This window comes from Nonomuraea sp. NPDC049421, assembly GCF_040677005.1.
GTDB classification, from domain to species: Bacteria; Actinomycetota; Actinomycetes; order Streptosporangiales; family Streptosporangiaceae; genus Nonomuraea; species Nonomuraea salmonea.
The window spans coordinates 89,299-114,468 of sequence record NZ_JBFAQA010000008.1; the positions used below are offsets into that span (position 1 = coordinate 89,299).

General features: G+C 71.4%; 20 protein-coding genes. 11 read left to right on the plus strand and 9 right to left on the minus strand.

Annotated features, from left to right (window positions below; translation table 11 throughout):
* On the plus strand, positions 1 to 1,476 hold the full coding sequence (locus tag AB0K18_RS15910) for a HAMP domain-containing sensor histidine kinase (protein ID WP_364914737.1): 1,476 nt from the start codon (positions 1 to 3) through the stop codon (positions 1,474 to 1,476).
* A 28-nt stretch (positions 1,477 to 1,504) separates the two neighbouring features.
* Here AB0K18_RS15910 and AB0K18_RS15915 read toward each other — a convergent pair whose 3' ends face one another.
* Entirely contained in the window at positions 1,505 to 2,887 is a 1,383-nt protein-coding gene (locus tag AB0K18_RS15915) for an FG-GAP and VCBS repeat-containing protein (RefSeq protein WP_364914738.1), read from the minus strand.
* Between the two features lie 166 nt (positions 2,888 to 3,053).
* On the opposite strand from AB0K18_RS15915, the gene AB0K18_RS15920 reads away from it, so the two are divergent.
* Complete coding sequence (locus AB0K18_RS15920; protein ID WP_364914739.1) at positions 3,054 to 4,283, plus strand: cytochrome P450; 1,230 nt, start codon at positions 3,054 to 3,056, stop codon at positions 4,281 to 4,283.
* Positions 4,284 to 4,291: 8 nt separating this feature from the next.
* Here the strand turns inward: AB0K18_RS15920 and AB0K18_RS15925 are convergent, their stop codons facing one another.
* Both AB0K18_RS15925 and AB0K18_RS15930 read right to left on the minus strand, forming a co-directional pair.
* The gene (locus tag AB0K18_RS15925; protein ID WP_364914740.1) at positions 4,292 to 5,695 is read right to left on the minus strand and encodes an MFS transporter; all 1,404 of its coding nucleotides are present in this window, start codon (positions 5,693 to 5,695) and stop codon (positions 4,292 to 4,294) included.
* Positions 5,688 to 6,293 (minus strand): TetR/AcrR family transcriptional regulator, encoded by a 606-nt coding sequence (locus tag AB0K18_RS15930; RefSeq protein ID WP_364914741.1) that lies wholly within the window; start codon positions 6,291 to 6,293, stop codon positions 5,688 to 5,690. Before AB0K18_RS15930 ends, AB0K18_RS15925 begins: the two co-directional genes overlap by 8 nt.
* Before the next feature lie 129 nt (positions 6,294 to 6,422).
* On the opposite strand from AB0K18_RS15930, the gene AB0K18_RS15935 reads away from it, so the two are divergent.
* The gene (locus AB0K18_RS15935; protein WP_364914742.1) at positions 6,423 to 7,550 is read left to right on the plus strand and encodes a Fic family protein; all 1,128 of its coding nucleotides are present in this window, start codon (positions 6,423 to 6,425) and stop codon (positions 7,548 to 7,550) included.
* 6 nt (positions 7,551 to 7,556) lie between these two features.
* Here the strand turns inward: AB0K18_RS15935 and AB0K18_RS15940 are convergent, their stop codons facing one another.
* The 3 genes from AB0K18_RS15940 to AB0K18_RS15950 all read right to left on the minus strand — a co-directional run bounded on the left by AB0K18_RS15940 (position 7,557) and on the right by AB0K18_RS15950 (position 10,329).
* A complete protein-coding gene (locus AB0K18_RS15940) occupies positions 7,557 to 8,207 on the minus strand; it encodes a biliverdin-producing heme oxygenase (protein ID WP_364914743.1) in 651 nt (216 codons plus the stop codon).
* Positions 8,208 to 8,336: 129 nt separating this feature from the next.
* Complete coding sequence (locus tag AB0K18_RS15945; RefSeq protein WP_364914744.1) at positions 8,337 to 9,347, minus strand: oligopeptide/dipeptide ABC transporter ATP-binding protein; 1,011 nt, start codon at positions 9,345 to 9,347, stop codon at positions 8,337 to 8,339.
* Positions 9,331 to 10,329, minus strand: a complete 999-nt coding sequence (locus AB0K18_RS15950; protein ID WP_364914745.1) for an ABC transporter ATP-binding protein — start codon at positions 10,327 to 10,329, stop codon at positions 9,331 to 9,333. The genes AB0K18_RS15945 and AB0K18_RS15950 overlap by 17 nt, the downstream gene beginning before the upstream one ends.
* 129 nt (positions 10,330 to 10,458) lie before the next feature.
* Here AB0K18_RS15950 and AB0K18_RS15955 point away from each other — a divergent pair, with 129 nt between their 5' ends.
* From AB0K18_RS15955 to AB0K18_RS15985, 7 genes are read left to right on the plus strand one after another with little or no spacing between them, the layout of a single operon-like run.
* Positions 10,459 to 11,667, plus strand: coding sequence for a membrane dipeptidase (locus tag AB0K18_RS15955; protein WP_364914746.1), 1,209 nt, complete (start codon positions 10,459 to 10,461; stop codon positions 11,665 to 11,667).
* Positions 11,667 to 13,256: an ABC transporter substrate-binding protein gene (locus AB0K18_RS15960; protein WP_364914747.1), complete on the plus strand. Its 1,590-nt coding sequence runs from the start codon at positions 11,667 to 11,669 to the stop codon at positions 13,254 to 13,256. Before AB0K18_RS15955 ends, AB0K18_RS15960 begins: the two co-directional genes overlap by 1 nt.
* Before the next feature lie 4 nt (positions 13,257 to 13,260).
* Complete coding sequence (locus AB0K18_RS15965) at positions 13,261 to 14,214, plus strand: ABC transporter permease (protein WP_364914748.1); 954 nt, start codon at positions 13,261 to 13,263, stop codon at positions 14,212 to 14,214.
* Positions 14,211 to 15,065, plus strand: a complete 855-nt coding sequence (locus AB0K18_RS15970; RefSeq protein WP_345402051.1) for an ABC transporter permease — start codon at positions 14,211 to 14,213, stop codon at positions 15,063 to 15,065. Before AB0K18_RS15965 ends, AB0K18_RS15970 begins: the two co-directional genes overlap by 4 nt.
* Positions 15,062 to 16,231 (plus strand): Xaa-Pro peptidase family protein, encoded by a 1,170-nt coding sequence (locus AB0K18_RS15975; protein WP_364914749.1) that lies wholly within the window; start codon positions 15,062 to 15,064, stop codon positions 16,229 to 16,231. The genes AB0K18_RS15970 and AB0K18_RS15975 overlap by 4 nt, the downstream gene beginning before the upstream one ends.
* 21 nt (positions 16,232 to 16,252) lie before the next feature.
* Positions 16,253 to 17,116: an alpha/beta hydrolase gene (locus AB0K18_RS15980; protein ID WP_364914750.1), complete on the plus strand. Its 864-nt coding sequence runs from the start codon at positions 16,253 to 16,255 to the stop codon at positions 17,114 to 17,116.
* A 19-nt stretch (positions 17,117 to 17,135) separates the two neighbouring features.
* Positions 17,136 to 18,128, plus strand: a complete 993-nt coding sequence (locus AB0K18_RS15985) for an Lrp/AsnC family transcriptional regulator (RefSeq protein ID WP_364914751.1) — start codon at positions 17,136 to 17,138, stop codon at positions 18,126 to 18,128.
* 166 nt (positions 18,129 to 18,294) lie between these two features.
* Here the strand turns inward: AB0K18_RS15985 and AB0K18_RS15990 are convergent, their stop codons facing one another.
* The 3 genes from AB0K18_RS15990 to AB0K18_RS16000 form a co-directional block, all read right to left on the minus strand.
* Positions 18,295 to 19,653, minus strand: a complete 1,359-nt coding sequence (locus AB0K18_RS15990; RefSeq protein WP_364914752.1) for a phenylacetate--CoA ligase family protein — start codon at positions 19,651 to 19,653, stop codon at positions 18,295 to 18,297.
* A gap of 347 nt (positions 19,654 to 20,000) precedes the next feature.
* Positions 20,001 to 20,657 carry a response regulator transcription factor gene (locus AB0K18_RS15995; protein ID WP_364914753.1) on the minus strand — a complete coding sequence of 219 codons (657 nt, stop codon included), beginning with the start codon at positions 20,655 to 20,657 and terminating at the stop codon, positions 20,001 to 20,003.
* Positions 20,654 to 22,345 (minus strand): histidine kinase, encoded by a 1,692-nt coding sequence (locus AB0K18_RS16000; RefSeq protein WP_364914754.1) that lies wholly within the window; start codon positions 22,343 to 22,345, stop codon positions 20,654 to 20,656. The genes AB0K18_RS15995 and AB0K18_RS16000 overlap by 4 nt, the downstream gene beginning before the upstream one ends.
* Before the next feature lie 236 nt (positions 22,346 to 22,581).
* On the opposite strand from AB0K18_RS16000, the gene lon reads away from it, so the two are divergent.
* Complete coding sequence (lon, locus tag AB0K18_RS16005) at positions 22,582 to 24,942, plus strand: endopeptidase La (RefSeq protein WP_364914755.1); 2,361 nt, start codon at positions 22,582 to 22,584, stop codon at positions 24,940 to 24,942.
* Positions 24,943 to 25,170: the final 228 nt, after the last annotated feature.

Here is a 25,170-nt window from a genome sequence, read left to right on the forward strand (position 1 = left end):
ATGCGCAAACAGCTGTCCAGGGCGCCGCTCTGGCTGCGGCTCGTCTCGGCCACCCTGCTGCTGGTCACCCTCGCGATCACGCTGACCGGCCTGTTCGCCGTGCGGCTGCTGCGCAACTACCTCGTCGAACGCGTCGACCGCCAGCTCCACGTGGCCGCCATGCCGCGCGAGACGCTGCCGCCGGTCGAGCCGCGCCCCGACGGGCGGCCGCAGCGCTTCTTCGGCCTGTTCCACGGCGTCGTCCTCGACCCGGGCGGCGAGCTGGTGCGCACCTTCAGCGAGTCCACCGAGGAGTACACGCCCGCCCTGCCCCGCCTGACCGGCCCCGAGGTGCGCGTCCGCGACGGGCGCCCCTTCACCGTCGAGTCGACCGTCGCGGGCGGCCCGAACTGGCGGGTCATCGCCGTGCCCACCCGCGCGGGACAGACCAGGATGATGGCCATCAGCCTCGGCGAGGTGGACGCCACCGTCTCCCAGCTCGCCCTCATCGTGGCGGTGGGCGGCGGCGGCACGCTGGCCGTGCTCGGGCTCCTCTGCTATTGGCTGGTACGCAGGAGCCTGCGCCCGCTGGGCGAGATCGCGCGTACCGCGAACGACATCGCCGGCGGCGACCTGTCGCGCCGCGTGCCGCTCTGGGCCGGCACCACAGAGGTCGGCAAGCTCGGCCGCTCGCTCAACACCATGCTCGCCCGCATCGAGAGCGCGGTGCGCGAGCGCGAGGAGGCCGCCGAGTCGGCCCGCGCGTCCGCGACCGCCGCCCGCCGCTCGGAGGAGCTGATGCGCCGGTTCATGGCCGACGCCTCCCACGAGCTGCGCACGCCGCTCACCTCGATCAGGGGGTTCGCCGAGCTGTACCGGCTGGGGGAGACCAAGGACCTGGACGAGGCCGTACGGCTGCTCGGCCGCATCGAGGGCCAGGCCGCCAGGATGGGGCTGCTGGTGGAGGACATGCTGCTGCTGGCCAGGCTCGACCAGCGGCGCGAGCTGGCGATGCGGCCCGTGGACCTGCTGAGCCTGTGCGCCACCGCCGTCATCGACGCCCAGACGCTCGCCCCCGACCGGCGGATCGAGCTGGTCCGCCTGTTCGGCGGCGACGGCGAGGTCGTCGTCACCGGCGACGAGACCCGGCTCGGGCAGGTGCTCAACAACCTCGTCACCAACGCGCTCACCCACACCCCGCCGGGCACCCCGTTCCAGGTGCGGGTGGGGGCCGACGGCGACCACGCCGTGGTGGAGGTGGCCGACGAGGGGCCGGGGTTCGCGCCCGAGGTGGCGGAGCGCGTGTTCGAACGCTTCTACCGGGCCGATCCGGCACGCAGCGCGGGCGGGTCGGGGCTGGGCCTGTCGATCGCGGCGACGCTGGTGGAGGCGCACGGCGGGATCGTCATGGCCGAAGCGGAGCCGGGCAAGGGCGCGTTGTTCCGCGTCCTGCTGCCCCTCGACGCCGGCCCGCGCACCGGCGACGCCCGCCCCTGACCCCCTCCGGCTCTCGCCTGTCCCCGGGTCAGCCGAAGGCGTAGCCGTACAGGCCGGTGCCCTCGGCGAGGCGGCGGAGCTTGCCGAGCCTGACCCGGTCCGAGCCGCGCCGGCCCGGCGCGTACATGACCAGGCCCTGGTCGGGGGAGGCGATCACGAGCCCGTACACGGGACGGCGCTTCGCCGACAGCGACCGGTACCGCTCCCACCCGGGCAGCGCCGACACCGACGCGCCGAAGTCCTGCCCCCTGCCCTTCACCAGCAGGTTCCCCTCGCGCGTCAGCCCGCCCGACCGGCGCCCGGCCAGCACCTGCACGGCCTTCTCACCCGGCACCCCGATGGCCAGCTCGTCCACGCCGTCGCCGTTGAGGTCGGCGGCGGCGAGCGCCGTCCCGAACCGGTCGTAGTAGCGGGGGCGGCCGTCGAGGCTGTTCTGCGACCACGCCTCGGTCCTGTCCGTACGCAGCCCGCCGCCCGACCCGTAGAGCACGTCCACGACGCCTTCCCCGTAGTCCATGGCCCGCTGGTTCTCGGTGATGCCCTCACCGGGCACGCCGATGGCGAGGTCGGCCCTGCCGTCGCCGTTGAAGTCCGCGGTGGCCAGGGCGGCGCCGAACCCGTCCCACTTCTCCTCGGCCCCGTGGATGCCGGGCGTCGCCTGGGTCAGCAGGCGCGCCCGCCGGGCCCGTACGTCGATGACGGTGACCGAGCCCTGCCCGTCCTGCCGCACGCTGTCGGCGGGCGCTCCCACGACCAGCTCGTCCTTGCCGTCGCCGTCGAAGTCGCCGGTGGCCAGCGCGGCGCCCCACTGGTCGGTGACGGCGGCGCGCTGCCGTACCCAGGAGGTCTTCTGGCTGATCGCGACCGGCTTGCGGCCCTTGAGCCCGTACACCGTGACCTGGCCGCCCGACCGGTGGCTCGGCGCGCCCACGATCAGCTCGTCCCTGCCGTCGCCGTCGAGGTCGCCGGCCGCCAGGGCCGCGCCGAACCGGTCGCTGGACGGCTTGGCCAGTGCCAGCTCCCGCCCCGGTACGAGCCCCCGAGGCGAGCCGTCGTACACCTGCACCACCCCGTTGCCGTCGCCGCCCGGCACCCGCTCGCCGGTGAACTCCTCCGACACCCCCACCGCGAGGTCGGCGCAGCGGTCCCCGTTGAAGTCGCCCACGGCCAGCGCCGACCCGAACGCGTCGCCCGGCTCCGCGCCGTCCTGGGTCAGCTCGACGCGTTCGCCCGACCCGTACATGACGGTCACGGCACCGGCCCTGTCATGGGCGTACGGGGCGGCCACGGCGAGGTCGGGGCGGCCGTCGGCGTCGAAGTCCAGCGGGTGCCCGCCGCACGCGCGGGCGGCGGCGGGAGCCGTACCTGAGGCGAGGGGGAGGACCAGGAGAGCGGCGAGCAGCGCGTTCATACCGCCAGTAAGACCAGACGGCGCGAATTGCGGCTTAACGCCGTGAGAACGTGCCAGAAGGGCAGGATGCACATCCGTGTCCGAATCGCGCGGGCCCGTGGCGGCAGGGGTTTCCGGTACGGCCGTCGATGGCCGGAGGGGCGTGGGACCGTGCCAGGATAGGACGGTGGACATCGACCTCGCTGATCTGGATTTCTGGGGCAAGCCGCTGAAAGAGCGGAATGAGGCTTTCGCCCGGCTCCGGCAACTGGAGCACCCGGTGTTCTTCCCCGAGAAGAAGGTGCCGTTCCTGCGCTCCGGCAAGGGCTTCTACGCCCTCGTCCGCCACGCCGACGTCGTCGAGGCCAGCCGCAACGCGAAGGTCTTCTCCAGCGAGCCGGCCGTCACCAACCCCGAGCCGCCCGGCTGGGTCAAGCAGGTGTTCGGCGAGTCGATGGTCAACATGGACGACCCGCGCCACGCCCGCCTGCGCCGCATCGTGACCCGCTCGTTCAGCCCGAAGATGCTGGCCGGCCTGCAGAGCGACATCGAGGCCGCGTGCGCCCGCATCGTCGACGACGTCATGCAGGACGGCCCCCGCGACTTCGTCTCCCAGGTGGCCGCCCGGCTGCCCATCCACGTCATCTGCGACATGCTCGACATCCCGCAGGAGCTGCGCGAGCAGGTGCACCGCCACGTCGACATCTCCACCGCCTACACCGGCGTGCGCCCCAGCCTGGCCCGCACCGTCCAGATGGCCGGCCAGAACATGATGGCCCTGTTCGCCCTCCAGCGCATGGTCATCAAGCTCGGCCACGAGCGCGCCGCCGACCCCAAGGGCGACCTGGTGTCCCTGCTGGTCAACGCCAACCCCGACGGGGAGAAGCTGACCGACAAGGAGCTCGGCTCGTTCTTCTCGCTGCTGCTGGTGGCCGGCAACGAGACCGCGCGCAACACGATGGCCCACGGCATCAGGCTGCTCACCGAGAACCCCGCGCAGCGCGAGCTGCTCATGAGCGACTTCGACGGCCACGTCAACGGCGCCATCGAGGAGATGGTCCGCTACGTCTCGCCCATCATGCAGTTCCGCCGCACGGTCACCCAGGACTACTCGCTGCGCGGTCTCGAGCTGAAGAAGGGCGACAAGGTCGTGCTCTTCTACGGCTCCGCCAACCGCGACGAGACGGTCTTCCCCGACCCCGACACCTTCGACATCACCCGCGACACCAAGCCCCACGTCGGCTTCGGCGGCCCAGGCCCGCACTTCTGCCTGGGCGCCAACCTCGCGCGGCAGGAGATGCGGACGATGTTCCGCGAGCTGCTCACCCGGCTGCCCGAGATCCGCACGGTGGGTGAGCCCGAGCTGCTGCTGTCGAACTTCGACAACAGCGTCCGCAGCCAGCGCTTCACCTATTAGCGCCGGGGTCAGTCGGCGGCCAGCACGTTCGACCTGATCGTCACCCACGTGAGCACCGCCGCGACGACCATCATCGCCCCCGAGATCAGCATCGCCGTCCTGAACCCGGCGTCGAACACCGGCGGGTTCTGGAAGGCGTCGCCCACCAGCCCCACCAGCGGCGGCACCGCGGCCACCGCCAGCAGCCCGCCGGTACGCGCGACCGCGTTGTTGACGCCGCTGGCCATGCCCGCGTGCCGCTCGTCGGCCGAGGCCAGCACGGTCGCGGTCAGCGGCGCGACCGTCGCCGACAGGCCCAGCCCGAACAGGGTGACCGCGGGCAGCACCTGGAAGGCGTAGGAGGCGCCGAACCCGATCGTGCTCATCGCCAGGAAGCCGCCGCCCGCCGCGAGCAGCCCGATCGTCATGGGGCGGCGCGGGCCGTACCGTTTGGCGAGCTCGCCGGCCCTGGCCGACAGCAGCATCATCAGGATCGTCGCCGGCAGCATCGCCATCCCGGCCGCGATGGGCGAGAACCCGGACACCACCTGGAGCTGCACCACCAGCAGGAAGAACACCACGCCCATGGCGGCGTACATGACGAGCGTCACGATGTTCACCGCCGTGAACACGCGGTCGCGGAAGATGCCCACCGGCACCAGCGCGTCCGGCGACCTGCGCACCTCGACGACCACGAACGCCGCCGCCAGCACCAGCCCTGCGACCAGCGGCACCGCCGCGCCCTTCTGGATCAGCCCGTACGTGATGCCGGCCAGCGCCAGCGCCGCCAGCGCGGATCCGAGCACGTCGAACCGCCCGGCGGCCTCCTCGTCCCGGCTCTCCGGCACGTGCCGCAGCGTGACGATCACGATGAGCACCGCGAACGGCAGGTTGATGAGGAACGCCCACCGCCAGCCGGCCGACTGCACCACCCAGCCGCCCAGCAGCGGCCCGATCGCGCTCGCCACGCCGCCCAGCCCGGACCACACGCCCACCGCGCGCGGCCGGTCGTGGCGCACGAAGCTGGCCTGGATGATCGCCAGCGACCCCGGCGTCAGCAGCGCCCCGCCGACGCCTTGCAGGGCGCGTGCCGCGATGAGGACCTCGATGTTCGGCGACAGGCCGCACAGCGCCGAGGCGATCGCGAACCAGACGACGCCGACCAGGAAGATCCGCCGCCGGCCGTACCGGTCACCGAGCGACCCGCCCAGCAGGATGAGCCCGGCCAGCGTCAGCGTGTACGCGTTGACCGTCCACTGCAGCCCGTCCATCTGCGCGTCGAGCTCGCGGCCGAGGAACGGCAGCGCCACGTTCACCACCGTGCCGTCGAGCAGCGCCAGCCCCGACCCGAGCACCGTGGCCCCGAGAATCCAGCGCCCGCGCGCCGACTTGACGGCGACCTGCCCGTTGACCTGCCCGGCCTGATCACTCATGCGACCGAGGGGCCAAGGCCCTCAGAACGAACTCGGCAACCAGCTCCCCGGCCGCCTCCACCGTCACCTCACCACTGATCAGCGGCACCCGCTCAGCCCCGATGACGGCGAGCACCATCCGGGCGGTGGCCGCGACGTCGAGCACCCGGAACTCACCGGCCTCGACCCCGCTCTCCAGGATGTCCACCAGCACCCGCTGCATGGGCGCGACATGCTCGGCCAGCCGCTGGTAGGCATCAGGCCCCAGAGCCGCACTGAGATCAGCGGCCCCGGGATGCGGATGAGCGACGAGCCCGGCCAGCTGCAGCCGCACGAACCCCCGCAACCGCTCGGACGGCGACGCCCCGACCGGCAGCTCCCGCTCGTAACTCTCGATGAAGTAGTGCGTCACCCGCTCGGTGAACGCCAGCAGCAAAGCCGCCTTGTCGGGAAAATAGTTGTACAGAACAGTCCGGGTGATCCCGGCCTCGTTGGCGACGTCCGTCATGGAGATCGCATCGATGCCCTGCACCCGCGACAACCGCGACACGGCCTGCAGAATGCGGTCGCGCGTCTGCGCACGGTGCTCACCGATGGTGGCGGCCTTGATCCGGGGCATACCCCCATCGTAGGCCGCCCCAAGCCCCCGCTCCCGCCCGACGCGGACATCCCTGACACGGGGAAACGACATAATGGATGAATCATTCATTCCTTTGACCGGATGATTCGTTCATGCTTCCATGGCGGCATGCTCTACGGGACTCCTGCGCTTGAGGCGGCGGACAAGGTCGTGCTGGCCGAGGTCGAGGACATGCGGCAGGACCTCGAATACCGGTTGGCCGAGACGCACCGGTGGGACGGTCAGTTGCGCAGGCAGTTGCAAGCCCGTGCCATCCAGGGCTCGAACTCGATCGATGGCTATCACGCCAGCGTGGAGGACATCCGATCCATCATGGCGGGGGAGGAGCCCCTGGACGCGTCGAACGCGGTGACCAAGGAGATCGCCGGTTACCAGCAGGCGCTGACGTACATCAGGTCGCTGTCCCGCGCCCCGGTGTTCCGTTACGACGTCGGCCTGCTGAACGCACTCGACTTCATGATGATCGGCCACCACGGACCCGAGACTCCGGGCGTCATCCGGCCGGGCACCATCTACATCCGCGACTTCTCCTCCGGCCAGGTCGTCTACGAGTGCCCGGACGCCGCGCTGGTCCCCGCGCTCCTCGACGAGCTGGTCGCCTGGCTCAACGAGGGCGACCTGGAGGCGCCGAGCTACGTGCGGGCCGCGATGGCGCACCTCAACCTGGTGAAGGTCCACCCGTGGCGCGACGGCAACGGCCGCATGTCGCGCGCACTCCAGGCCCTGGTCCTGGGCCGTGACCAGATCATGGCCCCGGAGTTCTGCTCCATCGAGGAGTGGCTCGGGCAGCAGCGCACGACCATCGAGTACTACGACGTCCTGGGCGCCGTCGGCCGCCGTCGCTGGAGCCCGCACGACGACACGCTCGCCTGGGTGCGGTTCTGTCTCAGGGCCCACCACATGCAGGCGCAGCGGGTGGCGGCCCGGCTGGCCGAGGCGGGCGAGATCTGGACGTACCTGGAGGAGCAGGTGGACGCCGACGGGCTCAACGACCGGTGCGTGTCGGCGCTCTACGAGGCGTTCGTGAACCGGCGGTTGCGGCGCAGCCGTTACCAGGCCGACGAGGACCTCAGCCAGGGCCAGGCCGCCCGCGACCTGCGCGAGCTCACCGCCAGGAAGTGGCTCCAGCCGTACGGGGAGACCAAGGGACGCTACTACCAGGCGGGCCCGCGCCTGAGGCGGCTGCGCGAGGAGCTCGCCGAGCGGGCCGTGCCGCTGCGGGATCCGTACGCCTGACCGGGGTCAGGCGGCGGTTCTGACGAGGTGGCGGAGGTCGCTCAGGACTTCGGTGTTGAGCTGGTACGCCAGGCGGACCTCGGCGATCATGCGCTGCTGCTCGCGGTCGTCCAGATCCTGGCCCAGGGCGTCGAGGCGGGAGCGGTACTCCGTCTTGAAGCGGGGGAGGCTGCCCAGCTCGTCGAAGAAGTAGAAGTCGACGCCTCCGCCCTTGGCGTAGCCGTAGATCTTCTGCAGTTCCATGCGGATGAACTGGCCGCCGGACAGGTCGCCGAGGTAGCGGGTGTAGTGGTGGGCGACGTAGCCGCCCGGCCAGTCGGCGACCTGGTGGATGCGGGCCACGAGGGTGCGGGTGGCCTTCGACGGGGTGATGCGCTCGCGCCAGCCGGGGCCGTAGATGGTGGCGAGGTCGCGTTCGAGCGCCTGCTCCCGGTACAGCTCGGGGAAGACGAAGCGGCCCGCCACCGGGTGGCCGGCCAGCTCGCGGGAGACGCCGTCGAGCGCGGTGTACGCGAAGTAGTGCTGGGCCACCATCTCGCCGTAGTCGTGCTCGGTCAGGCGGCCGGCCATCAGCGCGGACAGGTAGCCTTCGGACTCGGCGGACTCGTGGTCGGCCCACGTGGCGTTCCGCAGGGTTTCTGAGAAGGACGAGGTCACGGCCCACCTCTGCTCGTGCTGACGTTTCATGACGAAGTGTCACAAACGGCGGCGGGCGGCGTCAAGCCGATGACGACAGTGTGTCAGCAAAGCTTGCTCTCCCTCTCAGGTACTCCGGGAAAGGCCACGTCAAGACGGGCGTTCCGGGTAATGGCAGGCCGCGTAGTGCCCGGAGACGTCCTCCAGCACGGGCTCCACCTCCGCGCACCGGTCGGTGGCCTTCCAGCAGCGGGTGTGGAAGCGGCAGCCCGGGGGCGGCGCCACCGGGCTCGGCGGGTCGCCGGCCAGCATGATGCGGGAGCGGCCGCGCAGCGCCGGCTTCGGCACGGGCGCCGCCGACAGCAGCGCCATCGTGTACGGATGCGCCGGCGCCGAGTAGACGTCGGCCGCCGCGCCCAGCTCCGCCACCCGGCCGAGATACATCACGCCCACCCGGTGCGAGACGTGCCGGACGACGGCCAGGTCGTGCGCGATGAACACCAGGGCCACCCCGAGCGTACGCTGCAGCTCGGCGAAGAGGTTGACCACCTGCGCCTGCACCGACATGTCGAGCGCCGACACCGGCTCGTCGCAGACGATCACGTCGGGCTCGGTGGCCAGGGCGCGGGCGATGCCGATGCGCTGCCGCTGCCCGCCGGAGAACTCGTAGGGGAAGCGGCTCATCCGGTCGGGCGACAGACCGACCAGGGTGAGCAGCTCGGCGACGCGCTCGCGCATGGCGCGGGAGTTCGGCGCGAGGCGGTGCACCCGCAGCGGCTCGGCCACGATGTCGTGCACGGTCATGCGCGGGTTGAGCGAGGTCAGCGGGTCCTGGAAGACCATCTGGACGCGGCGCCTGATGTCGCGCGGCACGCCGCCCCTGGTGAAGAACGGCCGGCCGCGGAAGGTGACCTCGCCCTGGTCGGGGCGTTCGAGCCCGACGAGCATCCGGGCCAGGGTGGACTTGCCGCAGCCGGACTCGCCGACGATGCCCAGCGTCTCGCCGGGGTGGAGGTCGAGGTCCACGCCGGCCACCGCGCGTACGGCGCCGCCCCTGGACAGCAGGCCGCCGCGGTAGGTCTTGTGCAGGTTCGTGGCCCGCAGCACCGGCTCGCCCCGCTGTTCGAGGGGCTTGGGGGCGGTGTCAGGTGAGAGCGCCATCGAGCATCTCCTCCGCGTGGTGGCAGGCGACGGAACGGTCAGAGCCGGGCAGGACGGTCAGCGGCGGCCGGGTCGTGCCGCACACCTCGCTCGCCCGCGCGCACCGCGGCGCGAACGAGCAGCCCGGCGGCACCTCGGCGGGGCTGGGCGGCGCGCCGGGGATGGCGCGCAGCTCCGAGGCGGGGCTGTCCAGGTCGGGGATGGCGGCGAGCAGCGCCTCCGTGTACGGGTGCGCGGGCCGGTCGTACAGCTCGCCGACCTCGCCGCGCTCCACGATGCGCCCGGCGTACATGACCGCGATCCGGTCGCTGACCTCGGCCGCGACGCCGAGATCGTGCGTGATGAGCAGGACCGCGGTGCCGAGCTCGCGCCGCAGCCGGTCGATGAGCTCCAGGATCTGCGCCTGGACGGTCACGTCGAGCGCGGTCGTCGGCTCGTCGGCGATGATCAGGTCAGGTTCGAGCGCCACCGCCATGGCGACGAGGATGCGCTGCCGCATGCCGCCGGAGAACTGGTGGGGGTAGTCGTCGATGCGCTTGGCGGCGGCGGGGATGCCGACCAGGTCGAGCATCTCGATCGAGCGGGCCCGTGCCTCCTTGCGTGACAGGCCGCGGTGCACGCGGTACAGCTCGCCGATCTGGTCGCCGATGCTGAGCACGGGGTTGAGCGCGGACAGCGCGTCCTGGAAGACGAGCGTCATCTCGCTGCCGCGCAGGGCTCTGAGCTGCTCGGCGTTCATGGTGAGCAGGTCGCGCCCGCCGAGCCTGGCCGTCTCGAAGCGTACGTGGGCGTTCGGCTGGTCGAGCAGTCCCATGACGGCTTTGGCGGTGACGGATTTGCCCGAGCCCGACTCGCCGAGCAGCGCGAGCGTCTGGCCGCGCTCGATGGTCAGGTCCACCCCGCGGACCGCCGGGATCTCGCGTCCCTGGGCGGTGAAGGTGACGTGGAGGCCGCGGATCTCCAGGGCCGGTGGTTCGCTCACCGCACCCCCTTCTCGATTGTGACGAATGCTGGCGCTGACTGGACGCCTGTTGCCGAAAAACAACTCGGATATTGTCTTTAGCGCCTGATCCTGGCAAACTTCCGGCAATCGGACAAGAGGGGATACCAGATGCTGGAAGCCGCGAAGAGCTACAAGGGCTACCGTTCGTACGAATACTTGGAGGAGGGCGTCGACTACCGGCACTTCGACCTGGCGCCTGAGATCGGCCGTGTCCCCGCGTACCAGGGCCCCGAGCTCACCACCGAGCAGACCGAGCGCGTCCGCCGCCTGCTCACCGACAGCCTGGTCGTCTCCCTGCACGACCACCCGTCGATCTTCCCCGACGACATCGGCCAGACCGTCGACTACAACAGGACCGCCCGCCACCGCACCGGCTACGAGGGCCTGGCCCGCTCCGGCATGACGGTCGTCTTCGACAACCTCATGGACGGCACCTGCTGCGTCACCAGCCAGGCCGGCTGGAAGTGGAACGACGTGATCGCCGACATCGGCATGCGCCTGTCGGACATCGCCCACCAGGACTACCTCATCAAGGTCGAGCGCCTGGCCGACGTGCACGAGGCGCACAGCAGCGGCCGCATGGGCCTCGTGCTCGCCCTGGAGGCGGCCACGATGATCGAGAACGAGGTCGACAGGATCGACATGCTGTACGGCTTCGGCGTACGGCAGATGGGCATCGCCTACAGCGAGGCCAACACGCTCGGCAGCGGCCTGAAGGAGCGCGGCGACGGCGGCCTGACCCTGTTCGGCGAGCGGGCCGTGCGCCGCATGAACAAGCTCGGCATCGCCATCGACGTCTCCCACTCCGGCGACCAGACCTCGCTCGACACGATCAGGCACTCCACCAAGCCGATCCTCATCACCCACGCCGGCGCCCGCTCGGTCTGGCCCACGAACCGCATGAAGCCGGACTCCGTCATCAAGGCGGCGGCCGAGCGCGGCGGCGTCATCGGCCTGGAGGCGGCCCCGCACACCACGCTGTCGCCCGACCACCCCAGGCACACCCTGGAGTCAGTCATGGACCACTTCACGTACTGCGTGGACCTGGTCGGCATCGACCACGTGGCCTTCGGCCCCGACACGTTGTTCGGCGACCACGTCGGGCTGCACGAGACGTTCGCCGACCACCTGTCGATCAGGGAGGCGCACGCCGGGATCGACTACGACAAGGTCGCGTACGTGGACGGCCTGGAGAACCCGGCCGAATGCTTCTGGAACATCATCTCCTGGCTCGTCGCCCACGGGTACTCCGACGACGAGATCACCAAGGTCGTGGGCGGCAACGTCATGCGGGTGCTGGAAGAGGTCTGGATCTGATGAGACGTGTCATCCTCGCCGCGGCGCTGGCCGCCGCACTTACCGCCGTCGCCGCGTGCGCCCCGAGCGTGCCCGGCCAGTCGGGCTCCTCGTCGTCGTCCGCCGAGCAGGGCGCCCCGGCCTCGGCCGACCGGCTGACCATCGGCACGACCGCCGACGTCGTCAACTACAACCCGCTGGTCGGCAACAGCCGGACGGACTCGTGGGTCACCAGCCTCATGTACCCGCACCTCATGCAGATGGACGAGGCCGGCAAGCGCACGCCGTACCTGGCGACCGAGTGGTCGTACGCGGAGGACGGCAAGAGCGCCACCGTCAAGCTGCGCGGCGACATGAAGTGGACAGACGGCAAGCCGGTCAGCGCCGACGACGTGGTGTTCGCGGTGACGGCGGTGCAGAAGGAGAAGTTCGGCGTCGTCGCGGGGCTCATCACCGCCCTCGACGAGGCCGAGGCCGTCTCGCCCACCGAGGTGCGCTTCAAGCTGAGCCGCCCCGACGGGACGTTCCTCGACAACGTCGGCTTCTGGCTGCCGATCGTGCCCAAGCACGTGTTCGAGAAGGCGCCGAGCGTGCAGAAGTTCGCCAACGACAAGGACTGGGTGAGCGCGGGGCCGTACAAGCTGACCAAGGTCGAGCGCGGCCAGCGCTACATCATGGACCGGGTCGACGACTTCGGGCCCGGCCAGCCGACCGTCAAGCAGGTCGTCTTCCGCGTCTTCCCCGACGTCAACACCGAGGTGCTGGCGCTGCGCAACGGCGAGATCGACATGATCGGCAACGTGCTGCCGCCCGCCACCGCGGCCGAGCTGAAGAACGACGCCGAGGTCAAGCTGCAGGAGATCCCGTCGCTCGGCTGGGCGCACCTGCAGTACAACACCAAGCGCAAGCCGCTGGACGACGTCCGCGTGCGGCAGGCGCTGGCCCACGCCGTGGACTACGAGGCCATCAGGAACATCGCGCTCAAGGGCTTCGCCAAGTCCTCCAACTCCAGCGTCCTGACCCCGACGCTGCCCGACTACGCCGACCCGAGCTCGAAGGAGTACGCCTTCGACCCCGAGCAGTCCAAGAAGCTGCTGGCCGAGGCCGGGCAGACGAACCTGAAGCTCGGCATGATCTACGACCAGGCCGACCCGAACATCGCCCGCTGGGCGCCCATGGTGCGCGACGCGGCGAAGAAGGCCGGGATCACGATCGAGCTGCAGGGCCTGGAGCGCAACACGTACCTGGACAAGACGACCAAGCGGGACTTCGACATCTACGCCGGGTCGTGGGCGGTCATGGACAACCCGCCCGCCAACCTGGGGCTGGCCTTCAAGAGCGGCGGGTTCATCAACTACGCCCAGGTCGAGGACCCCAAGCTGGACGACCTCATCGACCAGGCGCAGCGCGCGCTGACCGTCGAGGAGGCCAGGACCCCGATCCAGGAGGCCGCCCGCATCATCCACGACCAGGTCTACGACAACGTCCTGTACGTGGAGACGTTCAACATCGCGTACTCCGCGAAGTGGACCGGCTTCAAGCCGATGCCGAGCGAGCTGCTGTCCATCCTCAACCCGCTCCCCCTCGCCTCGGCGAAGCCGGCGGGATGATCGCATGAGGTTCATCGGCCTCCGGCTGGCCCGCGGCCTGCTCACCCTGTGGTTCGCGGTCACGGTGACGTTCTTCCTGGTCCGCCTGCTGCCGGGCGACCCGGTGCTGGCCGTGGCCGACCCGAACATGACCGAGGAGCTGCGCCAGAAGCTGCTCGCGGACTTCGGCCTGGACAAACCCCTGGCCGCACAGTACGTCGACTACCTCGGCCAGCTCCTGCACGGCAACCTCGGCATGTCGTTCCGCCAGTCGGTCCCCGTGACGACCGTGCTGATGGAACGGCTGCCGTGGACGCTGATCCTCACCATCTCGGCCATGGCGGTGACGATCGTGCTGGGAATCCCGCTCGGCGTGCTCGCCGCCACCAGGGCCAAGGGCTGGCTCGACCGCGTCATCCAGCTCACCGGCGTCACCGCCCAGTCGCTGTTCGTGCCCAGCGTTGGCATCTTCCTCATGTACGTGCTGGGCGTCTGGCTCGGCTGGTTCCCCATCGGCGGCGCGGTGGACCTCGACGCCACCGGCGTTGGCGCCACCGTCAGCATGGTGCACCACCTGGTGCTGCCCTGCCTGTCGCTGGTGCTCATCCAGCTCGGCGGCTACGTGCTGACCATGCGGACCACGCTCATCGACGCGCTCGGCGAGGACTACGTCTCGCTGGCCAAGGCCAAGGGCGTACGGCCCGGCAAGGTCGTGTGGAAGCACGCGCTGCGCAACGCGCTGCTGCCCACCACCACCATCGCCGGCCTGCAGCTCGGCACCCTGGTCGGCGGCGCGGTGCTGACCGAGACCATCTACGCCTACCCGGGCATCGGCCGCGCCATCTACGAGGCGGTCGGCCAGCTCGACTTCCCCGTGCTGCAGGGCGCGTTCGTGCTGCTGGCGGCCGCCGTCGTGGTGGCCAACCTGATCACGGACGTGGCCTACGGCATCCTCGACCCGAGAGTGCGCACCTCATGACCGCCATCGCAGCGGAGCTCACCCCCCGCGCGCGGACCTGGAGCTCCTTCCGCCGCAACCCGCTCGGCATGGCCAGCGCCGTCGTGCTGCTCCTCATGCTCCTGGTCGCGATCTTCGCCCCGCTCATCGCGCCCTTCCCCGAGGGGTACGGCGCCGACACCTCCCAGCCGCCGTCGGCGGCCCACTGGTTCGGCACCGACGACATCGGCCAGGACGTGTTCGCCCAGGTCGTCTGGGGTACGCGGGTCAGCATGGCGGTCGGGGTCAGCGCGTCGGTCCTCGCCATCGTCATCGGCCTGCTCATCGGCGTCAGCGCCGCGTACTTCCGCCGCCTGGACACCCCGCTCGGCGTCCTGGTGGACCTGTCGCTGTCGCTGCCCGTGCTGCCGCTGATGATCCTGGTGGCGGCGCTGGCCGGGCCCAGCGTGCGCACGCTGGCCGTGGTGATCGCGCTGTTCAGCTGGCCCGAGGTGGCCCGCGTGGTGCGCTCTCAGGCGCTGGCCATCGTGCCCATGCCGTTCGTGTCGGCGGCCAAGGTCGTCGGCGGCTCGTCGCTGTGGATCGTGCGCAAGCACCTGCTGCCCGGCGTCGTCCCCGTCGTCGGCGTGTCCGTGGTGCTCACCACCTCCCGGGCCGTGCTGTCGGAGGCCGGGCTGTCCTTCCTCGGCCTGGGCGACCCCAACAGCTGGTCGTGGGGCACGATCCTGCACAAGGCGCAGCAGTCGGGCGCGCTCGCCTCCGCCTGGTGGACCACGCTGTTCCCGTCGCTGGCGATCCTGCTGCTGGTCCTGTCCACGACCCTGCTGTCGGTGGCCTACAACGACGCCCGCAACCACAGGAGCGATACATGACCTTCTCCCAGAAGCTGCCCGCCTCCTTCTACGCGGGCGCCCTCGACCGGGTACGCGCCCGCATGGCCGCGGACGGGCAGGCGGCGCTCCTGCTCGACGACCCGCTCGACGTCGCCTACCTCACCGGCTTCCACCACTTCCCGAACGAGCGGCCGGTCGCCTGCTGGCTGCCGCTCGACGGCGACCCGGTGCTGCTGGTGCCCGACCTCGAACGCGAGTACGCCGCCGACCAGGACGCCAGGGCCGGGATCCTCGCCTACCCCGAGTTCCCCGGCGTGCGCTCGCCGTTCGCGGTGCTCGCCGCGCACGTACCGGCCCCCGCCACGGCCGGCTACGCCCCCTCCACCTCCGTCGGCCGTACGGCGGCGCTCGCGGCGGCCTTCCCCGGGACCCGGTGGAGCGTCTCCGACGCCGTCGGCCAGGTGCGGCTGCGCAAGCTCCCCGAGGAGATCGCGCTGCACGAGGAGGCCGCCCGCATCGCCGACCGGATGATCGAGGCCGGCGTCGAGCTGGTCAGGCAGGCCGTCGAGGACGGCGGCGAGCTGCCTGCCGAGACCGAGCTGGCCGGCCACGTCATCTCCTACGGCTCCCGCCTCATGTACGCCTCCCACGAGGACGTCGTGGTCGTCCCCATGCTGACCGGCGGCCTCGTCTACGGCGGCCCCAACTCCGCCCAGCCGCACCGCCTGCCCGGCGGCGACCGGCTGAAGGCGGGGGAGACGTTCATGCTCTCCCTCGGCTGCGCCGTCGGCGGCCGGTTCGTGGAGAGCGAGCGCACGTTCGTCATCGGCGAGCCCACCCCCGAGCAGGCCCGCTACTACGAGGCCGTACGCGAGGCGCAGGAGATCGGCACCGAGGCGCTCGTCCCCGGCGCCACCTGCGAGGAGGTCAACCGCCGCTGCCTGGCCGTCATCGAGGAGGCCGGCTACGGCGAGCACCTGCGCCACCGCCAGGGGCACGGCATCGGGCTCGGCTTCCACGAGCCGCCGTGGCTGTCCGACGGCGACGCCACCGAACTCGCCCCCGGCATGATCCTGTCCAGCGAGCCCGGCGTCTACGTGCCGGGCCACGCCGGCTACCGCATCTCCGACACCGTGCTCGTCACCGAGTCGGGGCCGCGCCGGCTCACCGCGTACCCCCGAGAGCTCACCGACATCGTCATCTGACCGCCATCTGAGAGGACCCCCGTGCACGTCGACATCAACGGCAACCGCCTCAACGTCGAGATACTCGGCGACGGCGAGAACGTCGTCATCGCCCACCACGGCGCCCCCGGGCTCGGCTCGCTCGCCGAGCCCAAGGCCAGCTTCGGCCGCCTCGCCGACGCCTACCGGGTGGTCGTCTTCGACGCCAGAGGCTCCGGGGCCAGCGGCCTGACCGGGCCGTTCACCCACGAGCAGTGGGTGGCCGACGTCGAGGCGCTGCGCGAGTGGATCGGCGCCGAGCAGGTCGTCATCGCCGGCGGCTCGTACGGCGGCTTCATCGCCATGGAGTACGCCGCCCGCCACCCCGGCCGCGTCTCCGCCGTCGTGCTGCGCGACACCTCTGCCGACAACGGCAACCAGGACCTCGCCATCCGCAACGCCGCCGCCTCAGCCCGCGTGGCGATCGACCGCGACAAGCTCGACCGCATCATGGCGGGCACCGTGCGCGACGACGAGGACCTGCGCGACTGCTGGCGCGAGATCCTCCCCCTGTACGACCACGACTACGACCCCGCCAAGGTCGAGCAGCGCGTGGCCGCCACCCCGTACCACTACGAGACGCACAACTACGCCTTCGCCTACAACCAGCCGAACTACGACATCAAGCACCTCCTGCCCGGCATCACCGCGCCGACCCTCATCACCGTCGGCCGGCACGACTGGATCACGCCGCCCGAGTGCAGCGAGACCATCGCTCGCCTCATCCCCGGCTCAGAGCTGCGGATCTTCGAAAAATCCGGTCACTCGCCGCAGGTCGAGGAGGCCGAGCTGTGGGAGGCCACCGTCCGCGACTTCCTCGCCCGGGCCCTGACCGGGGGCTCAGGACAGGTGCGAGAACGGCCCTGATCGCGCGATGATGCCCCCGATGGAAGATCTCGACGACCTCGACCGCAAGATCCTCGCCGCGCTCCACGTGAACGGCCGGGCGAGCTGGACCGACATCGCCCAGCTCATCGGCACCTCCACCACGACGGTGGCGCGGCGGGCCCAGCATCTGTTCGGCGCCGGCCTGGCCCGGGTCGCGGTGCTGCCGCACCTGGAGCACGAAGGACCCGTCCACGTGTTCCTCGTCCGGCTGACCTGCGCGCCCGGCAGCCAGCTCAGGGTGGCGGGGCTGCTCGCCGCCAACCCCGACATCCGGTACGTCACCATCGTCACCGGCGGCTACGACATCGTGTTCGAGCTGGTCGCGCCCAAGCACCGCGACCTCTACTCGATGCTGGTCGACTTCGTCCACACCATCCCGGGGGCGCAGCAGAGCAACGCCGACCTGGTGCTGCACACGTACAAGGTGAGCTACGACTGGAGCGCGCCAGTGCTCGGCCCGCAGGCGGCCGCTTTCGCCACGCCCAGGCCGCTGCACACCTGCGAGCGCGGGCACCTCGACGACGTCGACCGCGAGGTGCTGGCCGCCCTGCGCGACGACGGCCGGGCCGGCTTCCAGTCCGTCGGCCGCCGCGTCGGCATCAGCGAGAGCACCGCCAGGCGGCGCCTGGAGGCCATGCTCGACCGGGGCTGCGCCAGCGTCACCACGTTCATCCCGGCCGCCGCCCTCGGCTACGAGGCCGAGATCCTGTTCTGGCTGTCGGTCGAGCCGAGCATGCAGGACAGCGTGGCGGAGCGGCTGTCCGGCGAGCGCGGCGTCCGCATGATCGCCTCCGTGCTGGGGCAGGCCTCGCTCATCTGCGAGGTCATCGTCCCCACCACCGCCGACCTCCACCACTTCACCTCCCGCACCCTGGCCTCCGTACCGGGCATCCAGTCATGGACGGCCGGGGTGCAGGTGCTGACGGTCAAACGCGGCTTCCTCATGGTCCCCTGGGCCGAGAACCGCATCGCCGCCGCCCTGGTGGACTGACCCGCGCGGGGGCGCTCCGGCCGACACCCCTGCCCGCCCGCCCCGTCCCTGCCCGCTCGGCCCTGCCCCCGCGGCTCTGCCCGCCTGGCCCTGCCCTGCCCGGCCCTGCCGGCCCTGCCCGGCCCTGCCCCGCGGGCAGGGCCGGGCACACGCCTCCTCTTGGCGGTCAGCGGGTGTAACGGTGTTTGGCGCCCGGAGGGAAGTACTCCGGGTCGCCGGCCTCCCGCAACCGGACGAACGGCCGCTGCCGGTCAGCCGGCACATAGGCGGCGAACTCGCTGTTCAGCCGCAGCAGCTGGTCCAGGATGGCCTCGCCCACCACGCCGGCGAACTCTTCTGACGGCCGCTCACCGGGCATCAGCTCCACCGTGACCGTCAGGAACCGGTCGCGCCGCTCGTCCTCGCCCACCTCCACCACGAACTTGCCGGTCACCGTCCCGCTCACCTCCGGCTGCTCCAGACCGACCGCGACGTTCTCCGGGTAGACGTTCGCGCCGTAGAAGGAGACCGTGAAGTGGCTGCGGCCGAACACGTACACGAACGGCCGCTCCGGCCCGCTCACCGACGGCGTGAACCCCCGCTCCCCGACGAACGACAACAGCCTGTCGTACGGCAGCACACCACCCTCGTCCGCGATGTGATACCGGATCAGCGGCACACCGTTGTCCCCCGAGAACAGCAGCGTCCCCTCGTACTCCTCGAAGTACCGGACCCCGGGGTCGTACTGGACGAGGGTCGGCAGCCGCGACTCGCCGAACAACTCCCTCGCCGTCTCCGGCCTGCCCGCCAGGAACCGCCGGATCTCGGCCGACAGCGGCGTCTCGTTGCCCAGGACACCCGCGTCGGCGGTGCCGTACAGGGAGGCGATGCCCCGCAGCGGATCGGCGATGCCCGCCCGCCCGGCCACCAGCGCCCGCCACTCCTCGCTGAACACCTCGCCCGCCGTCACCAGCTTGAGGTCCCACGCGTGCCACGGCAGGTCCTCGGTGTCGATCACGTTCTTTAAAAACGGCGGGTACCCCAGCAGCACGACCTGGTCGAAGTGCGGGGCCAGCTCGGGCAGCACCCGCCGGATCTCCCGCCGGTCGGTCCCCGGCGCCACCACCGTGACCGGATAGCCGCGCTCGGCCAGATGCCGGCAGCAGCTCACCGTGAACAGCCCGCCCACCCAGGTGCCGAGAGCGAAGCACACGACCGCCAGCGTCCGCCGCTCCCGCGCACCGAACGCGTCGAACACCTCCGCGAACCGATCCGCGATCACCCGCTCGTCCGCCACCGACCGCGGCCAGAACGACGGCTCCCCGGTGGACCCCGACGACACAGCGATCATGTCCCCGATCACCCCGCCCCTGCACAGATCGGGCAGTGGATAACGACGGGTATAACCGTCCTTGGTCGTCATCGGCAACGTCGCGAACTCCGCCGGCGTCGTCACCTTAGCCGGATCGACGTGATGCTGGGCAAGGAACTCGCCATAGGCAGGCACGGTGGCCGCCACCTGATGAAAAAGCTCAACAGGATCCACCCGCCGACTGTACGACCTGACCCCGCCCTGGAAAACCACCCCACTCATCCCGTCTTCCCGGATCTCCCGCCCGGCTCCCCTCAGCAGCGGAGCCGGACCCGGCTCCCGCCACGTGCCGACGGGCGGCATCCTGCCCACCGCGCCGATCCCGCTGATCGGGGCGGCCGCCCCAGGAGGAACCCCGCACTCGGCTTCAGTCGGGAGGGCCCTGCGCCTGGTGTCGCTGGGGCGACCCGCTCCAGCGTCCGTCTTTCGGGGGTTGTGCGGTTCGGTGTTCGTCTTTCCGGGGTTGCCTCAGGCCGTGTTCGCGCCTGGAGGTTGCGTAGTCCGGCGTCCGTTCCAGGGGGTTACTCGCCGGGGCGGACCAGGCCGCTCTCGTAGGCGAAGACGATGGCCTGAGCGCGGTCGCGCAGGCCCAGTTTCATCAGGACGCGGCCCACGTGGGTCTTGACCGTCTGTTCGGCCACGAACAGCTTCTCCGCGATCTCCTGGTTGGACAGCGCCTGGGCGACCAGCAGGAGCACCTCGGTCTCCCGTTCGGTCAGCTCGTCGAGCCGCCGGGCCGGCACCGGGCGAGGGGAGCCGAGCCGGGCGAACTCGGTGATGAGCCGCTTGGTGATGGCCGGCGCGATGAGCGCCTCACCGGCGGCGACCACGCGGACGGCCTCCGCGAGCTGAGCCGCCGACGCGTCCTTGAGCAGGAACCCGCTCGCCCCCGCCCGCAGCGCCTCGTAGACGTAGTCGTCGAGGTCGAACGTGGTCAGGATGAGCACCTTTGGTGCGCCGCCCCGGGCCATCAGCTCCCTGGTGGCCTCCAGGCCGTTCATGCTCGGCATGCGGACGTCCATCAGCACCACGTCGGGCTTGAGCTCGGCCGCCCGCTCGACGGCCTCGCGCCCGTCGGCCGCCTCGCCCACCACCTCGATGTCCGGCTGGCCGCTCAGGAACACCGTGAACCCGGTGCGCACCATGCCCTGGTCGTCGGCGATCAGCACCCTGATCACGCGCTCTCCCTCCCCGTGATCGGTAACGCGGCCCGCACCTCGAACCCGCCGCCGGGCACCGGACCCGCCTCCAGCGTGCCACCCAGCAGCGCCGCCCGCTCCCGCATCCCCACGAGCCCTTGCCCGCTCCCGTTCACAGGCACCCGCCCCACCTCACCACCCGGACCATCCCCACCGTGGTCGTCGCCCGCCGCACCCGTCCGCCCCACCTCGACACCGTCACCCAGGCCACCCCCGCCCTCCGGTTCCCCGAGGCCGCGCGTGTCGCCAAGGCGGCGCGTGCGGCCCAGGCCGCCGGTGTCGGCCAGGCCACTCCGGCCGGGCGGATCGTCGGGGCCGCCGGCCTTACCCGCATCGCCCCTGCTCCCCGGAATGCCCCGGCCGCTCGCAGCATCGAGGTCGCCGGTGTCGTGGGCGCCTCTGCTGCCTGACCTGGCGCCGGCCGGCTCGGCTTGTCCCATGGGCTTGTTGGGCGTTCCAGGCACGGTGGTCGGGAAGTTATGGGGTGTGGTTGTGCGGGTGGTGGGGGTGGGGCCGTTGGCGATCGCCAGGTGGAGGGTGCCGGCGGTGCGGGTGATGTCGATGGCCACGGCGGCGCCGGGGGCGTGGCGCATGACGTTCGACAAGGACTCTTGCACGATCCGGTACGCCGACAGCTCCACCGCCGACGGCACCCCGCCGAGTTCTCCGCTCCGCCTGACCAGCACCGCCAGCCCGGCCGCGCGGGCGTTGGCGATCAGCTCGTCGACGCGGTCGAGCCCCGGCTGCGGCGCGGTGTCGGCCCGCCCCGTGGGGTCGCGCAGGACGCCCAGCACCTGGCGGAGCTGCGCGATCGCCTCCAGGGACAGGCCCCTGATCTCGGCCAGCCCCGCCTCCAGCTGGGCCGGGTCGCCCGCCGCCTTGAGCGGCACCGCCTCGGCCTGGATGGCGATCACCGACATGTGGTGGGCGACCACGTCGTGCAGCTCGCGGGCGATGCGGGCCCGCTCCTCCAGCACCGCCTGCGCGCTCTCGGCCTCCTTGACGCGCCGCTCCTCCTCGACGAGCTTGGCCGTGGCGCTGCGCCGCACGCGTACGTTGTAGCCGAACGCCGCCGCGATCGTCACGAACACGCCGGCCAGTGGCATCGAGTCGGGGTGGATGATCCACGCCGCCAGCATCGTGACCACCCACACGCCCACCGTGATCCGCCGCTCGCAGCGCACGGCGACCGAGTAGAGCACCACCAGGTAGCCGACCACCGTCGTCCACGGGTAGGGCGGCGGGCCGGAGTCGAGGCTGCCGTCGACCCACACCACGAGCGGCATCGCCCCGGCGGCCACCCGCCAGGCGGCCAGCGGCCACCGGTCGCGCAGCGCCACGGGGAGCGCGACGCCGAGCGCGCCCAGGTAGGCATAGGCGTCGAGGATGGGCGCCCGGGTGCCGCCGTGCGGCCGGAGCAAGGCGGCCTCGGCGTTCCAGTCGAGCATCATGGAGACGGTCAGCCCGTAGAGCGCGAACGCCAGGACCAGGTCCGCGAGCTGCACCAGGTTGAAGGTGCGCGCCGGGATCACCGGCCACAGCCACTGCGGCACCCGGAAGGTCAGCCTGCGCCGGGCGGGCGGCGCATCGGCGTCGCCCCGGTAGAGGGCGAGCTTGAGCGGCCGCACCACCGCCCCCGTCGCCCGCCGCACCACCCCTTCGCTCACGACACCCCCCGCCCGTCCGGCCCCTCCCTCCGGTGAGCCACGAAGAGGCAGGGAAAACGCCTGCTCAAGAGTAGAAGAGGGGGTTGCCGGGCGTCGTCACACCAGGGTCTGATTCTCGGTCACCCTCAGGTATGGCTTACATCATTACGATCGCCGTGAGCGAACATCGGCAAGGAAGGGAACAATGCGCGGCTCCGATGAATTGAGTCGGTATAACTCAACCCTTTGGAGTTCGCATGAGTGAGAGCTTGATCCTCCCGGTCCTGCCGCTCGACGACGCCGTCGTCCTGCCGGGCATGGTGGTTCCGCTGGACCTGTCCGACTCCGAGGTGCGCGCTGCGATAGAGGCGGCTCGTGCATCCGGTGGCAACAAGCCACGGGTCCTCCTCGTTCCCCGCATAGACGGCCGCTACGGCGCGATCGGCGTCAGGGCCGTCGTCGAGCAGGTCGGGAGGCTGCCGGGCGGTGAGCCCGCCGCCGTCGTACGCGGCGTCGACCGCGTCCGCGTGGGCACCGGCACCACCGGCCCAGGCGCCGCACTGTGGGTCGAGGCCGAGAGCATCGACACCGTCGCCGCCGGCGAGCGCGCCCAGGAGCTGGCCAAGGAGTACAAGGCGCTGGCCACCACCATCCTGCAGAAGCGCGGCGCCTGGCAGGTGGTCGACCAGGTCAACCAGATCGACGACCCCTCCGTGCTGGCCGACAGCTCCGGCTACACCCCTTGGCTCACCACCGCGCAGAAGGTCGAGCTGCTGGAGCAGGCCGACCCGGCCGAGCGGCTGGCCCGGCTCATCGAGTGGTCCCGCGAGCACCTGGCCGAGCTCGACGTCGCCGAGACGATCCGCAAGGACGTCCAGGAGGGCATGGAGAAGCAGCAGCGCGAGTTCCTGCTGCGCCAGCAGATGAGCGCCATCCGCAAGGAGCTGAAGGAGCTCAACGGCGACGCCGCCGAGAGCGAGGAGGAGGACTACCGCGCCCGCGTCGAGGCCGCCGACCTGCCCGACAAGGTGCGTGAGGCCGCGCTCAAGGAGGTCGACAAGCTCGAACGCACCTCCGAGCAGTCGCCCGAGACCGGCTGGATCCGCACCTGGCTCGACACCGTGCTCGACATCCCGTGGAACGAGCGCACCGAGGACAACTACGACCTGACCGGCGCGCGCTCCGTGCTCGACGCCGACCACACCGGCCTCGCCGACGTCAAGGACCGCATCATCGAGCACCTGGCCGTGCGCAAGCGCCGCCAGGACAAGGGGCTCGGGGTGGTGGGCGGCCGGCGCAGCGGCGCCGTGCTGGCGCTGGCCGGCCCTCCCGGAGTCGGCAAGACCTCGCTGGGCGAGTCCGTGGCCCGCGCGATGGGCCGCAAGTTCGTCCGGGTGGCGCTCGGCGGCGTCCGCGACGAGGCCGAGATCCGCGGCCACCGCCGCACCTACGTCGGCGCCCTGCCCGGCCGCATCGTCCGCGCCATCCGCGAGGCCGGCTCGATGAACCCGGTCGTGCTGCTCGACGAGGTCGACAAGGTCGGCGCCGACTACCGCGGCGACCCCACGGCCGCGCTGCTGGAGGTCCTCGACCCGGCGCAGAACCACACGTTCCGCGACCACTACCTCGAGGTCGAGCTCGACCTGTCCGACGTGCTGTTCCTGGCCACCGCCAACGTCCTGGAGGCCGTTCCCGGGCCGCTGCTCGACCGCATGGAGGTCGTCACGCTCGACGGCTACACCGAGGACGAGAAGGTCGCCATCGCCCGCGACCACCTGCTGCCCAGGCAGCGCGAGCTGGCCGGGCTGACGGCCGAGGAGGTCACGGTCGAGGAGGCGGCGCTGCGCAGGCTGGCCGCCGAGTACACCCGCGAGGCGGGCGTCCGCTCGCTTGACCGGTCGGTGGCCCGCATCCTGCGCAAGGTCGCGGCCAAGGACGAGCTGCCCGTCACCGTGGGCGAAGACGACCTGGTGGGCTACCTCGGGCGGCCGAGGTTCGTGCCGGAGTCGTCGCTGCCCGAGGCCAAGCAGCGCACGTCCGTGCCCGGCGTGGCGACCGGCCTGGCCGTCACCGGAGCCGGGGGAGACGTCCTCTACGTCGAGGCGTCGCTCGCCGACCCCGAGACCGGCGAGACGGGGCTCACGCTCACCGGCCAGCTCGGCGACGTGATGAAGGAGTCGGCCCGCATCGCGCTGTCCTACCTGCGCTCCCACGGCGCGGAGCTGGAGCTGCCGGTCACCGCGCTGAAGGACCGCTCGGTCCACGTGCACTTCCCGGCCGGCGCCGTGCCGAAGGACGGCCCGTCCGCCGGCGTGACGCTGACCACGGCGCTGGCCTCGCTGCTGTCCGGGCGGCTGGTCCGCAACGACGTCGCGATGACCGGCGAGATCTCGCTGACCGGGCGGGTCCTGCCGATCGGCGGCGTCAAGCAGAAGCTGCTCGCGGCTCACCGGGCCGGCATCACGACCGTGCTCATCCCGGCCCGCAACGAGCCCGACCTGGACGACGTGCCGCAGGAGGTCCGCGACGAGCTGACCATCCACACGGTGAGCGACGTGCGCGAGGTCCTCGACATCGCGCTCAGCCCGGCCCAGGTGGCCACCACGGTCGCCGCCTGACACCCGGCGGCCCGCCGAAGAACCGTGCCGCCGAGTAACCGGCGGCGTCCCCCGCCACGAGCGGCCGTCCCGCCGTACCCGGCCTCCTGGGGTACGGCGGGACGGTCATGTTCGCAGGTCGTGACGTATCTCACTCAGAAGACGGGGAATAGCGGGAAATGTCACCATCGTTAGGACGGGCGTGAACGAGGCATACGCGACCGCTCGCTGCGTCCCCATGGGCGCCGC

Coding starts and splice junctions, on each gene's coding strand:
- AB0K18_RS15915 (WP_364914738.1), bottom strand. CDS start 2,887: ATGAACGCGCTGCTCGCCGCTCTCCTGGTCCTCCCCCTCGCCTCAGGT.
- AB0K18_RS15910 (WP_364914737.1), top strand. CDS start 1: ATGCGCAAACAGCTGTCCAGGGCGCCGCTCTGGCTGCGGCTCGTCTCG.
- AB0K18_RS15960 (WP_364914747.1), top strand. CDS start 11,667: ATGAGACGTGTCATCCTCGCCGCGGCGCTGGCCGCCGCACTTACCGCC.
- AB0K18_RS15970 (WP_345402051.1), top strand. CDS start 14,211: ATGACCGCCATCGCAGCGGAGCTCACCCCCCGCGCGCGGACCTGGAGC.
- AB0K18_RS15925 (WP_364914740.1), bottom strand. CDS start 5,695: ATGAGTGATCAGGCCGGGCAGGTCAACGGGCAGGTCGCCGTCAAGTCG.
- lon (WP_364914755.1), top strand. CDS start 22,582: ATGAGTGAGAGCTTGATCCTCCCGGTCCTGCCGCTCGACGACGCCGTC.
- AB0K18_RS15965 (WP_364914748.1), top strand. CDS start 13,261: ATGAGGTTCATCGGCCTCCGGCTGGCCCGCGGCCTGCTCACCCTGTGG.
- AB0K18_RS15985 (WP_364914751.1), top strand. CDS start 17,136: ATGGAAGATCTCGACGACCTCGACCGCAAGATCCTCGCCGCGCTCCAC.
- AB0K18_RS15935 (WP_364914742.1), top strand. CDS start 6,423: ATGCTCTACGGGACTCCTGCGCTTGAGGCGGCGGACAAGGTCGTGCTG.
- AB0K18_RS15930 (WP_364914741.1), bottom strand. CDS start 6,293: ATGCCCCGGATCAAGGCCGCCACCATCGGTGAGCACCGTGCGCAGACG.
- AB0K18_RS15955 (WP_364914746.1), top strand. CDS start 10,459: ATGCTGGAAGCCGCGAAGAGCTACAAGGGCTACCGTTCGTACGAATAC.
- AB0K18_RS15945 (WP_364914744.1), bottom strand. CDS start 9,347: ATGGCGCTCTCACCTGACACCGCCCCCAAGCCCCTCGAACAGCGGGGC.
- AB0K18_RS15975 (WP_364914749.1), top strand. CDS start 15,062: ATGACCTTCTCCCAGAAGCTGCCCGCCTCCTTCTACGCGGGCGCCCTC.